At 72.8% G+C, this 14,885-nt stretch carries 10 protein-coding genes; all 10 read left to right on the forward strand.

Annotated elements, in window-relative coordinates; all coding sequences use genetic code 11:
- Positions 1-87 precede the first annotated feature (87 nt).
- The 10 genes from JX575_RS01920 (at position 88) to JX575_RS01965 (ending at position 14,829) form a co-directional block, all read left to right on the forward strand.
- Positions 88-1,170: a sugar ABC transporter substrate-binding protein gene (locus JX575_RS01920; protein ID WP_186340016.1), complete on the forward strand. Its 1,083-nt coding sequence runs from the start codon at positions 88-90 to the stop codon at positions 1,168-1,170.
- A gap of 2 nt (positions 1,171-1,172) precedes the next feature.
- The gene (locus tag JX575_RS01925) at positions 1,173-2,180 is read left to right on the forward strand and encodes an ABC transporter permease (protein ID WP_222129465.1); all 1,008 of its coding nucleotides are present in this window, start codon (positions 1,173-1,175) and stop codon (positions 2,178-2,180) included.
- Positions 2,177-3,739, forward strand: coding sequence for a sugar ABC transporter ATP-binding protein (locus tag JX575_RS01930; RefSeq protein ID WP_186340017.1), 1,563 nt, complete (start codon positions 2,177-2,179; stop codon positions 3,737-3,739). The genes JX575_RS01925 and JX575_RS01930 overlap by 4 nt, the downstream gene beginning before the upstream one ends.
- Positions 3,740-4,735 (forward strand): ABC transporter permease, encoded by a 996-nt coding sequence (locus tag JX575_RS01935; RefSeq protein WP_186340018.1) that lies wholly within the window; start codon positions 3,740-3,742, stop codon positions 4,733-4,735. It begins immediately after the preceding gene.
- Positions 4,736-4,794: 59 nt separating this feature from the next.
- Positions 4,795-6,285 carry an aldehyde dehydrogenase family protein gene (locus JX575_RS01940; protein ID WP_186340019.1) on the forward strand — a complete coding sequence of 497 codons (1,491 nt, stop codon included), beginning with the start codon at positions 4,795-4,797 and terminating at the stop codon, positions 6,283-6,285.
- On the forward strand, positions 6,282-6,947 hold the full coding sequence (gene eda, locus JX575_RS01945) for a bifunctional 4-hydroxy-2-oxoglutarate aldolase/2-dehydro-3-deoxy-phosphogluconate aldolase (protein ID WP_206054482.1): 666 nt from the start codon (positions 6,282-6,284) through the stop codon (positions 6,945-6,947). The genes JX575_RS01940 and eda overlap by 4 nt, the downstream gene beginning before the upstream one ends.
- On the forward strand, positions 6,944-8,041 hold the full coding sequence (locus JX575_RS01950) for a sugar kinase (RefSeq protein ID WP_186340020.1): 1,098 nt from the start codon (positions 6,944-6,946) through the stop codon (positions 8,039-8,041). Before eda ends, JX575_RS01950 begins: the two co-directional genes overlap by 4 nt.
- A 116-nt stretch (positions 8,042-8,157) precedes the next feature.
- The gene (locus JX575_RS01955; RefSeq protein ID WP_241005296.1) at positions 8,158-9,846 is read left to right on the forward strand and encodes a copper resistance protein CopC; all 1,689 of its coding nucleotides are present in this window, start codon (positions 8,158-8,160) and stop codon (positions 9,844-9,846) included.
- A gap of 11 nt (positions 9,847-9,857) precedes the next feature.
- Positions 9,858-10,649, forward strand: a complete 792-nt coding sequence (locus JX575_RS01960; protein ID WP_186340021.1) for an IclR family transcriptional regulator — start codon at positions 9,858-9,860, stop codon at positions 10,647-10,649.
- Positions 10,650-10,818: 169 nt separating this feature from the next.
- Complete coding sequence (locus JX575_RS01965) at positions 10,819-14,829, forward strand: LamG-like jellyroll fold domain-containing protein (RefSeq protein ID WP_241005297.1); 4,011 nt, start codon at positions 10,819-10,821, stop codon at positions 14,827-14,829.
- Positions 14,830-14,885 lie beyond the last annotated feature (56 nt).

Here is a 14,885-nt window from a genome sequence, read left to right on the forward strand (position 1 = left end):
CCCCCCGGAGCCGCCCCCGCGGCACCACGACCCCCCTCTCGGACCTCAACCCCTGCCAGCTCTGGCACCAAGAAAGAAGGATCGATGATGAAGTTCACATCTCGTCCAGCCGCGGCCGTCCTCGGCCTGACGCTGGCAGCCGCCGCCCTCACCGGCTGCAGCGAGGAGGCAGGTGGCGGCTCGTCCGGCGGCGGTGCCGAGGCCGGCGGCTGCAGCCCGTCCGACATCAAGCTCGTCGGCCAGGTCCGCAACGAGTCCAACCCGTACGAGGCTGCCTGGCTCGACGGCGGCGACGCGTTCGCCGAGTCGGTCGACCTCAGCCAGGAGCGGATGACCTACGACGGCGACTCCACCAAGCAGCAGGAGCAGATCAGCCAGCTGCTCGCGGGCGACACCGAGTGCCTGGTCATGAACATCCTCCCGAACGGCGACTCCGACACCCCGCCGATCGTCGAGGGCGCGCAGGAGGCCGGGGCCTACCTCGTCACCCAGTGGAACAAGCCGGCCGACATGAACGTCACCGACCACGACCAGTGGCTGAGCCACATCACCTACAACGGCGTCGAGTCGGGCAAGCAGATCGGCGACGCGCTGGCCGAGGCCATCGGCGGCTCGGGCGGCATCATCGCCCTCCAGGGCATCCTGGACACCGGCGCGGCCAAGGACCGCTTCGCCGGGCTCGAGGAGTCGCTGGCGGCCAACCCGGACGTCGAGCTGCTCGACGACCAGACGGCCAACTTCTCCCGCGCCGAGGCGCTCGACGTCACCAAGACGCTCCTCACCAAGCACGGCAAGGACCTCAAGGGCATCTGGGCGGCCAACGACGACATGGCCCTCGGCGCGCTCGAGGCGCTGAAGGCGGCCGGTCGCGACGACGTCGCCGTCGTCGGCATCGACGCGGTCCCCGACGCGCTCACCGCGATCGAGGACGGCTCGATGACCGCCACCGTCTCCAGCGACGGCCCGTGGCAGGGCGGCATCGGCCTGGCCATCGGCTACTGCGTCGCGACCGGCGAGCTCTCGGTCGACGACATCGAGGAGCGCGCCTGGTTCGCCGAGCAGTTCCTGATCCAGGAGGACAACGTCGCCGACTTCATCTCCCCCGAGGTCGACGAGTCCGAGTACGCCTGCGACAACCTCTTCAGCCGCTCGCAGGGCGCCATCTCGTGACCATGACATCCCCCGCCGAGGACGTCGAGGTCGTCGCGACGCGCCCCCAGCCTCGGCGGGGGGTGTCGTTGCGGGACGCCGGTCCCCCGATCGCGCTCCTCGTGATCTTCGGTGTCTTCGCAGCCCTCAGCTCCGACTTCCGCACACTGGGCAACGTCCAGAACATCATGGACACGGCGGCCGTGCTGGCCGTCGTGGCCTGCGGGATCACGTTCGTGCTGATGATGGGGTCGATCGACCTCTCCGCTCCCGGCGTCATGGGTGCCTCGGCGATCGCCGTCGCCCTGCTCGTCGCCAACAACCGCAACGACAACGACCTCGGCCTGCTCGGGGTGCTGGTGGCCGTGCTGGTCGGCGCCGCACTGGGCTGCGTGAGCGGGCTGGCGCTGGTGCTGCTCAAGGTGCCGTCGTTCATGACGACGCTGGGCGTCTCCGCCGTCGGGCTGGGCATCGCCACGCTGATGTTCGCCGGCGTGCAGCCCAACATCTCCGACACGATGCTGGAGTCCTGGGCGGTCGACCGCCTGCTCGGATTCTCCTACCTCACCTGGATCGCGGCCGGCTGCGTGCTGCTCGGCTACCTCGTCCAGCGCTACTCCCGGCTCGGACGCTACGCGTTCGCGATCGGTGGCGCCGAGGAGGTGCTCGCCCTCTCGGGGGTGAAGGTCGCTCCCTACAAGGTGGCCGCGTTCACCCTCGCCGGCTCGTTCTACGGGCTCGCCGGGGTGATGGTCACCAGCCAGCTCGGCGCCGGGCTCGTCCAGGCCGGACGCGGCTACGACTTCGCGGCGATCACCGCGGCGGTCGTCGGCGGCACCCTGCTCACCGGTGGACGTGGCGGGATCCTCCACTCCACCGTCGGCGTCCTGCTCGTCACCGTGCTCACCAACGGCCTGGTCCAGGTGGGCGTCAGCCCCTACTGGCAGGGCGGTGTGCAGGGCCTCATCGTCGTCGCCGCGGTCGCCGCGGCCGTCCTCCCCCAACGTCGAAGGAACCAGGTGACGAAGTGACCACCGATGTCCAGCAGGCGCCCGAGGTGCCGGCAGCAGCCCCCGTCCACGCGCTCGAGGTGCGCGGGCTGGTCAAGCACTATCCCGGCGTGAAGGCGCTCGACGGCGTCGACCTGGTCGTGCGCGAGCACGAGGTGCTCGGCCTGGCCGGCGAGAACGGCGCCGGCAAGTCGACCTTGCTCAAGGCACTCGTCGGTCTCGTCCGCCCGGACGCCGGCGAGATCTGGGTCCGCGGCGAGAAGGTGCGCCTGCGCAGCGTCGTGGAGGCCGCCGACCACGGCATCGGGATGGTGTTCCAGGAGCAGTCGCTGGTGCCCAACCTCACCGCGGCGGAGAACATCGTGCTCGGCAGCGAGGGGCCCGGCGTGCGCCGTGGCCTCTACCGCTGGGACACGATGCGCCGCCTCGCGCAGGAGCAGCTCGACAAGATCGGCTCCCACATCGACCCCCTGGCCCGCACCGACACCCTCACCTTCGCCGAGCGCCAGATGGTGGAGATCGCCAAGGTGCTGCGCATCGAGGAGCGCTCCCAGCACGCGCCGGTGATCATCCTCGACGAGCCCACCTCGGTGCTGGAGTCGAAGGAGATCGAGACCCTCTTCGCCCAGGTGCGCCGGCTGCGCGAGTTCGCGTCCGTCGTCTTCGTCTCCCACCGCCTCGACGAGGTGCTCGACGTGTGCGACCGGGTGGCCGTGCTGCGCGGCGGCCAGTCGGTGGGGGAGGTGCCCACCGAGGGCGCCGCCCCCGGTGACCTGCACCGGATGATGATCGGGTCGACCGGCTCCGAGGACCACTACCACGACACCGCCGCCCGCCGCGCCGACGAGGCGCCCCGCCCGCGGCTCAGCGTGCGCCACCTCTCGGGCGCCACGTTCCGTGACGTCGACCTCGACGTCCACGCCGGCGAGATCGTCGGGATCGTCGGCGTGCACGGCTCGGGGCGCGAGGACGTCTGCCGCGCGCTCTTCGGCGCCGAGCCGACCACCTCGGGCGAGGTCACCCTCGACGGCGTGAAGCTGGAGCTCACCGGCACGCGGGCGGCCTGCGCCGCCGGCATCGGCTACGTGCCGGCGGAGCGCAAGATCGAGGGCATGGTCGGCCCGATGTCGGTCGCCGACAACATGACCCTCACCAAGCAGAAGGCCCGCTGCACCGGTCCCCTCGTGGCACCCCGCAAGCAGGCCTCCCTCGTCGACAGCTGGATCGAGCGGCTCTCCATCCGCACGCCCCACCGCGGCACCGCGATCCAGCGGCTCTCCGGCGGCAACCAGCAGAAGGTGGTGCTGGCCCGCTGGCTCGTCGCCGGCGACATCCGCCTGCTCCTCCTCGACCACCCGACCCGCGGCCTCGACATCGGGGCCCGCTCGGAGGTCTACCGGCTGATGCGCGAGCTCGCCAACAGTGGCGTCGCCACCGTCCTGCTCGCCGACAGCCTCGAGGAGGCGATCGGCATGTCCGACCGGATCATCGTGATGAACGACGGTCGCGCCACCAAGGAGGTCGCCTGTCCCTCGGGCGCCAAGCCGACCCCCCTCGACCTGGTCAAGGAGATGGTCTGAGTGACGACCCCCGTGCTCGCCACCCCGGCGGCCGAGCAGCCCGTGGTCCACGGCGGGCCCACCGTCGGCCAGCGGCTGACGTCGTTCATGCCGCTCATCGCGCTCCTGGCACTGCTGGCTGCGCTCACCATCGCCGACCCCGACTTCTTCACCCAGCGGAGCCTGATCGCGGTCGTCCGCACGTCGGCCCCGCTCGTCGTCCTCGCCGCGGGCGCCACCCTGGTGGTCCTCTGCGGGGGCATCGACCTGTCGATCGCGGCCCTGTGCTCGCTGTCGACGGTGTTCTTCGCGATGTGGCTGCCCGACCTCGGCGGTCTCACCGTGCCGGCGGTCATCGCGGCGGCCGGCGCCCTGGGGGCGGTGCAGGGCATCGCCCACGTCGTGCTGCGCATCCCGTCGTTCATCGTCACCCTGGGCGGGCTGAGCATCTTCTCGGCGGTCGCCCTCGTGATCTCCGACGCCGGGCCGATCCGGATCGTCGACCGCGAGGCGACGAAGTGGATCACGATGTACGTCGCCGGGATCGTGCCGATGTCGTTCTTCGTGGCCGTCGTCGTGGTGGCCGCCATCGCCCTGGTCCTCAGGCTGACGCCCCTGCAGAGCTGGGTGACGGCGACCGGCTACTCCGAGTCGGCGGCCCGCCTGGCCGGCACGCCGGTCGACCTCGTCAAGGTCGGCGCGTTCATCGTCTCGGGCGCGTGCGCGGGCCTGGCCGCCGTGATGCTCGTGTCGCGCAACTTCAGCGGCAGCCCGACCATGGCCGACAACCTGCTGCTGCCGGCCGTCGCCGCGATCGTCGTGGGGGGCACCGCCATCACGGGTGGTCACGGCAGCCTGTGGCGCTCGCTCGTCGGCGCCCTCGTCATCACGCTGCTCCGCGTCGGGCTGCCCATCGTGGGCGTCCCGTCCGCGTGGGAGCAGATCCTCTACGGCGCGATCATCGTCGCCGCCGTCGCCCTGACCCTCGACCGCTCGAAGGTGCTGATCATCAAGTAGTCCCGACCCCGACTCCCCGACGTACGTCCCACCTCCGCTCCGACCCTCGGAAGGCCACCATGTCCGACACCACCTCGCTCCTCCCCGCCGTCCAGTCGTTCCTCTCCTCCCCGAAGAAGCTCCTGATCGACGGCGAGCTCGTCGACGCCAAGGACGGGCAGACCTTCGACACCGTCAACCCCGCCACCGAGGACGTCCTCGTCAAGGTCGCGCAGGCCTCCGCGGTGGACGCCGACCGCGCGGTCGTCGCGGCCCGCACCGCCTTCGAGCACGGCTCCCCCTGGTCGCGGTTCTCCCCCCGCGACCGCTCGCACCTGCTGTGGCGCATCGGCGACCTGATCGACGAGCACGCCGAGGAGTTCGCGCAGCTCGAGTCGCTCGACAACGGCAAGAGCCTCGCCTCCGCGCGCGGCGACGTCGGGGTCGCGGCCGAGCTGTTCCGCTACTTCGCCGGGTGGGCCACGAAGATGGAGGGCACCACGATCCCGATGTCGGTGCCCGGCCGTGACTTCCACGCCTACACGCGCCGCGAGCCGATCGGCGTCGTCGCGGGCATCGTGCCGTGGAACTTCCCGCTGACGATGGCCGCCTTCAAGATCATCCCCTCGATCACCGCCGGCAACACCGTGGTCCTCAAGCCCGCCGAGCAGACCCCGCTGACCGCCCTGCGCCTCGGCGAGCTGCTGCTCGAGGCCGGCCTGCCCGCCGGTGTCGTCAACATCCTGCCCGGCTTCGGCGACGCGGGCGCGGCCCTGGTGGCGCACGCCGGCGTCGACAAGGTCGCCTTCACCGGCAGCACCGAGGTCGGCAAGAAGATCGCGGCGTCCGCCTCGGGCAACCTCAAGAAGGTCTCCCTCGAGCTCGGCGGCAAGGCCCCCAACATCATCTTCAACGACGCCGACCTCGACGCCGCCGTCGCGGGTGCCGCGCTCGCCGGCTACTTCAACGAGGGCCAGTGCTGCGTCAACGGCTCGCGCCTCTACGTCCAGCGCGACGTCTTCGACGAGGTCGTCGCGGGCGTCGCGGCGGCCGCCCGCGCCATCACCGTCGGTGACGCGTTCGACCCGGCGACCACGATGGGCCCGCTGGTCTCGCAGGAGCAGCACGAGAAGGTCATGGGCTACGTCCGTGGCGCCGTCGAGGACGGCGCCACCCTCACCGCCGGCAGCCCCGACCCGGCGAGGGAGCGCGGCTACTTCTTCTCCCCGACGCTCATCACCGACGTGACCGAGCAGATGGCCGTGCAGACCGACGAGATCTTCGGCCCGGTCATCACCGCCATCCCGTTCGACACCGAGGACGAGGTCGTGGCCGCCGCCAACAACACCGTCTACGGCCTGGCCGCGGGCGTCTGGTCGCGTGACCTCGGCACCGCCCACCGCGTCGGCGGCCGGCTGCGCGCCGGCACCGTGTGGCTCAACACCTGGCACGCCGACGACGTGACGCTGCCCCGCGGTGGCTACAAGCAGTCGGGCTGGGGCCGCGAGCTCGGGTCGTTCGGGCTCGACGACTACACCGAGCTCAAGACCGTCATCGCCGAGCTCCGATGACCGCTGGCGACACCCCGCGGGACCTCATGGAGGTCCTGCGGGGGCACCGCGTCGTGCCCGTCGTGGTCCTCGACGATCCCGACCGGGCCGACGCCCTCGGTGACGCGCTGGTGAGCGGGGGCCTGCCCGTCGCCGAGGCGACGTTCCGCACGCCCGGCGCGGCCGCGGTGCTGCGCCGCCTGGCGGCGCGCGACGACCTCGTGGTGGGTGCCGGCACGGTGCTCACCCCCGCCCAGGTCGACCTCGCCCACGAGGCCGGCGCGGGCTTCGTCGTCTCGCCCGGCCTCAGCGACGGCGTCGTGCGCCGGTGCCAGGAGCTCGGCCTGCCCGTCGTCCCGGGGGTGAGCACCGCGTCCGAGATCATGCACGCGCTCGACCTCGGTCTCGACACCGTGAAGTTCTTCCCCGCCGAGGCCAACGGCGGGCTCCCCGCCGTCAAGGCGCTCGCGGCCGCCTTCCCGCAGGTGCGCTTCGTGCCCACCGGCGGCATCACCGAGGCGAGCGCGCCGGCCTACCTGGCCCACGGCGCGGTCGCCGCAGTCGGAGGCAGCTGGATGGTGGCCCCCGACCTGCTGGCCTCCGGCCAATGGGCGGAGGTCGCGGCGCGCTGCGCCGCCACGTCCCGCCTGTCCCACCACGACTCCCAGGGAGCGCACGCATGATCGAGACCCGTCCGGAAGCCGAGTGCGAGCTCGACATCGTCGCGCTCGGCGAGGTGATGTTGCGCCTCGACCCCGGCGAGGGCCGCATCCGCACCGCCCGCCGGTTCGAGGTCTGGGAGGGCGGCGGCGAGTACAACGTGGCTCGCGGCATGCGCAAGGTCTTCGGCCTGCGCGCCGGGGTGGTCACCGCCCTGGCCGACAACGAGATCGGGCACCTCGTGGAGAACCTCGTCATGCAGGGCGGGGTCGACACCTCGCTCATCCGGTGGGAGCCCTACGACGGCATCGGGCGCACGGTGCGCAACGGGCTCAACTTCACCGAGCGCGGCTTCGGCGTGCGCGGCGCGGTGGGCGTCTCCGACCGGGCGCACACGGCGATCGCGCAGATGGCGCCGGGCACCATCGACTGGGACGACCTCTTCGGGCGCCGCGGCGTGCGCTGGCTGCACACCGGCGGCATCTTCGCGGCCCTGTCGGAGAACGCGGCAGCGGTCGCCGAGGAGGCGATGGCCGCCGCCCAGCGCCACGGCACCGTCGTGTCGTTCGACCTCAACTACCGGCCCAGCCTGTGGGCGGGGATCGGCGGCCCCGACCTCGCCCGCGACGTCAACACCCGGCTCGCCTCCCACGTCGACGTGATGATCGGCAACGAGGAGGACTTCACCGCCGCCCTCGGCTTCGAGGTCGAGCACGTCGACGAGCACCTGCGTGAGCTGCCGATGGACAGCTTCGCCGCGATGGTCGCGACCGTCGCGGAGAAGATGCCGTGGTTGAAGGTCATCGCGACGACCATGCGCGGGGTCCACAGCGCCAGCGACAACGACTGGCAGGCCATCGCCTGGTCCCCCGAGACGGGCGTCCTGCAGTCGACGGCACGCGACCACCTCGCGATCTTCGACCGCGTGGGAGGCGGTGACGGGTTCGCCTCCGGCCTCGTCTACGGGCTCCTCGAGGGCGAGGACCTCCAGACGTGCCTCGAGCTCGGCGCCGCGCACGGCGCCCTGGCGATGACGACTCCGGGTGACACCTCCATGGCCACCCGCGAGGAGGTCCGGGCACTCGCCGGCGGTGGCAGCGCCCGCGTGCGCCGCTGAGTGGTGCAAACGCCGGACCCGCTGACAGCCGATCCCCGAGGATGTGAGGCGATGAGACACCACCTGACCCGCACGCACCGGTGCGCGGCCAGCCTCCTGCTCCACCGCGGTCGGACGTGAGCCGCGATCGCGCGCCGGTGGCGCGGCGGCTCGTGCGGCTCGTCGCCGTGCTCCTCACCGGGCTCGTCGTCGCCCTCACGGTCGGCACGGGCGCTCCCGCGAGCGCCCACGCCGACCTGGTGAGCACCGACCCCGCCGAGGGGGCCGTGCTCGACGCCGCCCCCGAGCAGATGGCGTTCACGTTCACCGAGGCGGTCGCCGGGGTCGCCGACGGGGTCCAGGTCTTCGACGCCGTCGGCGGCGTGGTGCCCTCGTCCTCGGCCGTCAAGGGCAAGGTGCTCACGGTCGGCCTCGACCAGGAGGTCGGCGACGGCACCTACGTGGTGGTCTGGCGGGTCATCTCCGAGGACGGCCACCCCGTCAGCGGGTCGCTGAGCTTCTCGATCGGCGCGGCGAGCGAGACGGTGCAGGTGCCACCGGCCGCCGCCACCCCCACCGACGACGTGCCGTGGACCCTCACGGCCGCGCGGTGGCTCGGCTACGTCGGCCTGCTGTTGTGCGTCGGGCTGGCGTGGTTCGTCGCGGCGGTGCTGCCTGCCGCCGACGACGACACGCGGGCACGCCGACGACTGGTCCGGGTGCTGCGCGTCGCCGCGCCGCTCACGGCGGTGGCGTGGCTGGTCGGGCTCCCGCTCACCGCCCTCTACCAGTCCGGCGGCGGCGCCGACTCGCTGATGCAGTCCGCGGCGTGGTCGACGATGGCGAGCACCGAGTACGTGGTCGCGGCCTGCGTGGCGCTGGGCGTGCTGCTCGCGACCCTGATGGTAGGCACCGCCGGGCCCGGTCGCACGCGCGGGCGGGTCGCGCTGGCGGCCGCCGTCGTGGCCGCCTGCGCGCCGGCACTGACCGGGCACACCCGGGCGGCCTCGCCCGAGGCGCTCGTGGTGGGCGTCGACATGCTGCACCTGCTCGCCGGCAGCGTGTGGCTCGGCGGGCTGGTCGCCCTGGTGCTGGTGCTGCCCGTGCTCGCCGGGCGTGGCCCGGTCGCGGCCGACGTGCTCGCCAGGTTCTCGACGGTCGCCGCAGGCGTGCTGGCCGTCCTCGTCGTCTCCGGCACGGTGCTGGCCTGGCGGATCATGGGGTCGCTCACCGCGCTGTTCGACACCGGCTACGGCCGACTGCTGGCGATCAAGATCGGCGTGGCCCTGCTCGTGGTCGCCATCGCCGGGTGGAACAGGTACGCCGTGCTGCCGCGGGTGCGCGCCGCGGGTCCGTCGGACGACCTGGGCTCCGGCGCCCGCCTCGTGGTCCGGGCCGCCGCGACCGAGGCCGTCCTCCTCGTCGTGCTGCTGCTGGTGACCGGGATGCTGGTCGACCGCAACCCGGAGGCCGATCGAGGCGCCGACTCCGCCGGGGCCGCGGAGCCGGGCGTGCAGACCGGCATGCTCGGCGAGCACGCGGTCGAGGTCACCCTCGACCCGCTCGCCACAGGGGCCAACACCGTGTCGGTGTCGACGCGCGACGCCGCAGGCGAGCCCTTCGAGGGCTTCGACGCACCAAGGATCCGCGTCGAGTCCGACGACATCGACCTCGGTGAGATCGCCCTCGAGTCGATCGCACCGGGGGAGTACGCCGGCGACGTGGTGCTGCCGGCGCCGGGCACCTGGCGGGTGCAGATGTCGTTGCGGGTGAGCGAGTTCGACAACCCCGTGCAGACGTTCGCCTTCAGCGTCGGCGACGGGTGATCGGTGCCGCGATGACCAGCAACGACGACCGGCCCGGCGTGACGGGCGGTGTCCCCGTCAAGTCCGCCGCCCGCGTCCTCGACCTGCTCGAGGACATCGCGGCGCACGGCCCGGCCACCCGGGCGGAGCTGTCGCTGCGGATGGGCATCCCCAAGAGCAGCATGCACGCGGTGCTGAGGACGATGACCGAGCGCGGCTGGCTCGAGCTCGACCACGCCCGGGGCGCCTATCGCCTCGGGTTCGGCTCGATGGCGGTGAGCGCGGCCCACGTCGAGGACGACCCCGTGATCGCCCGCGCCGCGCCGATCCTCGACCGGCTGGCGGCCGCGACCGGGGAGACGGTGCACCTCGGCCGGCTGCACGGCTCCCACGTGGTCTTCCTCGACAAGCGCGAGTCGGCCCGCCCGGTGCCGATGGCCTCGGCCGTCGGGCGGCGGATGCCGGCCTGGTCCACGTCGCTCGGCCGGGCGGTCCTGGCCACCCGGCCCGTGGCGGTGCGCGAGGCACTGGTGCCGGGGGCGATCACCAGGATGACCCAGCACACCCGCACCGACCGCGCGGCCGTGCTGGCCGCGATCGAGCAGGCGTCCGTCCGCGGCTACGCGGTGGAGAGCCAGGAGGTGTGTCCGGGCATCCGGTGCTTCGCCGTGGCGGTCGGGGCGCTGGTGCCGGCCGGCGCCCCGGTCCACGCGGTCAGCGTGGCCGTGCCGCTCGCTCGCCTCGACCGGTCCCGCGAGGCCCGCGTCGTGAGGTCGCTGCTCGAGCTCGGCCCCCGGGCGGCCGGCCGCGCACCCTCGGTCTAGACGGCGGTGCACATACGTGGACAGAGAGTCCTTCTGGTTCACCAGTCTGGATCGACTTCTTGACTCTGTGTGACCACGGTCATACGGTCAGCCCACACGTCGAGCGCCGGCACCCCCTGCCTCCCTGGCACGCCTGCCCTCGCGCCGAGCCCAACCCGAGGGATCCGTGATGAAGCTTCTCCGCAGGTCTGCCCACCCCGGCCCGCTCCGGGCCATCCGCCGCCCGGCGACCGCCGCCCTCGCCGCGCTGGGCCTGGTGGCCGGCCTCGGCAGCGTCACCGCCTCGCCCGCCGCGGCGGCTGCCGCGCCCGGTGACGACGTCGCCGCCTGGGTAGAGGTCGAGGACGGCGTGATCAGCGGCGGCCCCGCCTACAACTCCGGCGACCACGGCAACTTCTCGGGCGAGGGGTCCTACACGTTCCGCGAGAGCGGGATGGCCTCCGCGATGACGGTGACCGTGCCCGAGGCGGGCGTCTACCCCGTCCACGTGCGCTACGCCGCCGGGCCGCTCAGCGCCGCCGAGAACGTCACGCGCTCGATGGGGCTGCGCACCAACGGCACCCGTCAGCAGCTCGCGTTCCCGATGACCAGCCTCCAGGACTGGGAGGCCTGGGACTTCGTGTCGACCGAGGTGACCCTCGACGCGGGTGCCAACACGCTGGCGCTGGAGTGCGACCGGTCGGTGGACTTCTGCCGGCTCAACTTCGACGCCATCCAGGTCGGCGGCACCACTCCTGACCCCTGCGCGGGGACCCCCGTCCGTCCCGGCTACCGCGCGCTCTTCGATGGCACCTTCGCGTCGTTCGACGGCTGGCGCAAGGCCGGCTCCGGCGGCTTCGGGCGCCAGACCGACTGCACGATCCGCACCATCCGCGGTCGTGGCGCGGAGTGGTTCACCACCCAGCAGTCCGCGCCCTACACGCTCAGGCTCGACTGGCGACGCGACGGCGCGGACGACGAGTCGAGCGTCTACCTCGCCTCCACGAGCCGGACCGGCGCCGACCCGGTCGGCGGCGTCAGGATCCCCATCGGCACCGACACCGGTGCGATCGTGCCGACGGGCGGCACGGCGCAGACCCCGGACCAGGACGCCGTCGCAGCCGCGGAGCGTCCGGCTGGCGAGTGGAACTCCTACCTCGTGCAGCTCACCGGCTCGCAGGTCCGCGTCTTCCTCAACGGCACCCTGGTCAACACCTACGCCAGCGCGCAGCCCCTGGCCACCAACGGGTTCATCGGGCTGGAGAACCGGGGCGCGTCCCACGCGGTCGACTTCCGTGGCATCGAGATCAAGGACGGCGTGGCGCCCGACGCCAGCACGTCCGAGGTGCCGGTGCACTACGAGTTCGAGGAGCAGGCAGGCGGCACCGCGGCCAACACCGGCACCGATGCGTCCGTGGGGGCGGCCACGCTGGTCGGCGCCACCGGGTGGGCGCCCGACGGCGTGCACGGCGGGGCGCTCGACCTGCCGGGCGGTCCCAACGCCAACACCGCCGACCTGCCCGACAACCTCCTGCAGGGGGCCAGCGACTTCACCACCTCGTTCTGGGTGCGCCCCGACACCATGGGCAACTGGATCAACCTGTTCCACATCGGTGACGGGCTCGGCAACGCCGGCAGCTTCTTCCAGATCCAGATGCGCACCGAGAACGGCGACCGCGGCATCGCAGCGACCTTCAAGGCGAAGGGCTCGAACCTGCAGGAGCGCGTCCAGGCGCCCGACGAGGTCGACGTCGTGGCGGGCCGGTGGAACCACGTCGTCTTCACCCGCTCCGGCGCGAGCGGGACGCTCTACCTCGACGGCGAGGTGGTCGCGAGCAGCAACGACCTGACGATCGACATGGGCGACGTCGGGCCCACGGCCAACAACTGGCTGGGGCGCAACGGCTACGTCGACGACCCGTCGTTCGACGGGCTGATGGACGACGTGCGGCTCTACGAGGCGGCGCTGAGCGCCGACGAGGTGAGCGCGATCCACGCCGAGGGCACCGCCCTGCGCACCGAGGTCGCCCTGACGGTCGACCCCGCCTCGCCCTCCGTCGTCGACGAGCCGGTCACGGTCTCGGCGACGGTGAGCGACGAGAACGACGACGCGGCCGAGGGGCAGGCCTCGCTGTGGGTCGACGGAGCGCTCGTCGGCGACCCCGTCGAGGTGTCGGAGGGTGCGGTGGCGTTCCCCGCGCTGGCCCTGGCCCGCGGCTCCCACCAGGTGCAGGTCCGGTTCGCCGGCGACGCGGGCTGGCGCGACTCCCGTGCCACGACGACGCACGTCGTGCGGCGGCCGGTCGACGACCCCGACGCCCCGATCCACTACACCTTCAACGAGGGCAGCGGGTCGACGGCGGCCAACTACGGCACCGACACCACCGTGGGCCCGGCGACGCTGGTCGGAGCGACCACGTGGGCCGAGGGCAGGTACGACGACGGCGTCTCCCTGCCCGGCGGCCCCGCCGGACCGGTGACCGGCTCGAGCCACGTCGAGCTCCCCGACGACATCACCGCGGGCATGGACGAGGAGATCACCGTCTCGACGTGGATCAAGCCGACCACCCTGCCCAGCTGGACCACGCACGTCCAGCTCGGCAAGAGCACCCAGGAGTTCTTCCTCCTGCAGTCGTCGGTCATCAACGGTGACCGGGGCTTCGCGGCCACGCTGCGCGTCGACGACGGCGAGCAGTACCGCATCATGCTGCCCGGCGACTCCGACCTGCCGCTCGGCGAGTGGACCCACGTCGTGGTGACCCTCGGCCCGTCGCCCACGGGCGGAGGCACCACTGGCCGGATCTACCTCGACGGCGTGCTCGTCGACGCGGCCACCCGCCACAACATCCCCGTCGACATCGGTGACGTGGGCGAGGGCGGGACGACGGCCAACTTCATCGGCAACACCAGCTGGAACGACCCCCGTCCGGGCGGGACGGTCGACGACTTCCGCCTCTACGGGTACGAGCTGAGCGCCGAGGAGGTCGCCACCCTCCACGCCGCCGAGCCGCCCAACGCGGCGCCGGTCGCGGTGGCGGACTCCTACTCCACCGGGGCCGACCAGGTCCTCACCGTGGACGCGCCCGGCGTCCTGGGCAACGACACCGATCCCGACTGGAACGACGTCACCGCGACCGGGCTCACCCAGCCGGCCCACGGAACGGTCGACCTGGCCGGGGACGGCTCGTTCGCCTACACCCCGAGCGACGGGTTCGCCGGCACCGACACCTTCACCTACCGGGCCAGCGACGGCGTCGCCGGCTCGGAGCCGACGACGGTGACCATCAGGGTCAACGCGGCCCCGGTCGCGGAGCCCGACGCGTTCGACGCGGTGGAGGGTGCGCCGTTGGTGCTGGCGGCACCGGGCGTGCTGGGCAACGACTCCGACGCGGACGGGCAGGAGCTGACGGCCGTCGACGCGACGCCGCCCGCCCACGGCACACTCGAGCTCGCCGAGGACGGCTCGCTCGTCTACACCCCCCGAGCCGGGTTCTCCGGCACCGACCTCTTCACCTACCGGGCCAGCGACGGCGAGGACCTGTCGGCGCCTGCCACGGTGGTCGTCACGGTGTCGCCTGCGACCGGCGGCGAACCGGGCCTGCCCGACGACGGGCTGACCACCACGGCCCTCGCGGGGGCGGCGCTGCCGGTGACCTACGGCGCGAGCGGTGCGGTGTCGCTCACCCTCTCCCCGCAGTCGGCCACCGGCCTGGTCGAGGTGCGGCGCGGCGGCCACGTGCTCGCGACGGGCGCCGTCACGGGTGGGCAGGCCATGGTGCTGCTGCCGCAGCGCTCCCTCCCGGTGGGGCAGCACGCCCTGACGCTGCACTACGGCGGCGACGCGAAGCACCGTGCGTCCACGGGAGAGGTCACCGTGCTGGTGGAGGCGGCGCCGACCACCACGGTGGCGTCGCGGACGCTCGTGAAGGTGCGGCCCACGCGGCTGAGGTGGAAGCAGGACTTCCGCGTCGTCGTGCAGGTCGGCTCGGTGCTGGGCGAGGCCGGGCCGCCGACCGGCACCGTGAAGGTGCGCATCGACGGTCGCCGGGTGGCGGTGGGCCGGCTCGACGACGAGGGGCGCTACGTCGTGAGGATCCGGCGCAACCTCAACGTCGGGCGGCACATGGTGGCGGTCACCTACAGCGGTGACGCCGCCACCGAGTGGAGCAGGGACCGGCAGCGGATCCGGGTCGTGCGCTGACCCGCGCCGACACCGCGCGCAGCGAGGGGCCCCGCCGGAGTGATCCGGCGGGGCCC

This window comes from Nocardioides sp. zg-1228, from assembly GCF_017086465.1.
Taxonomy (GTDB): Bacteria; Actinomycetota; Actinomycetes; order Propionibacteriales; family Nocardioidaceae; genus Nocardioides.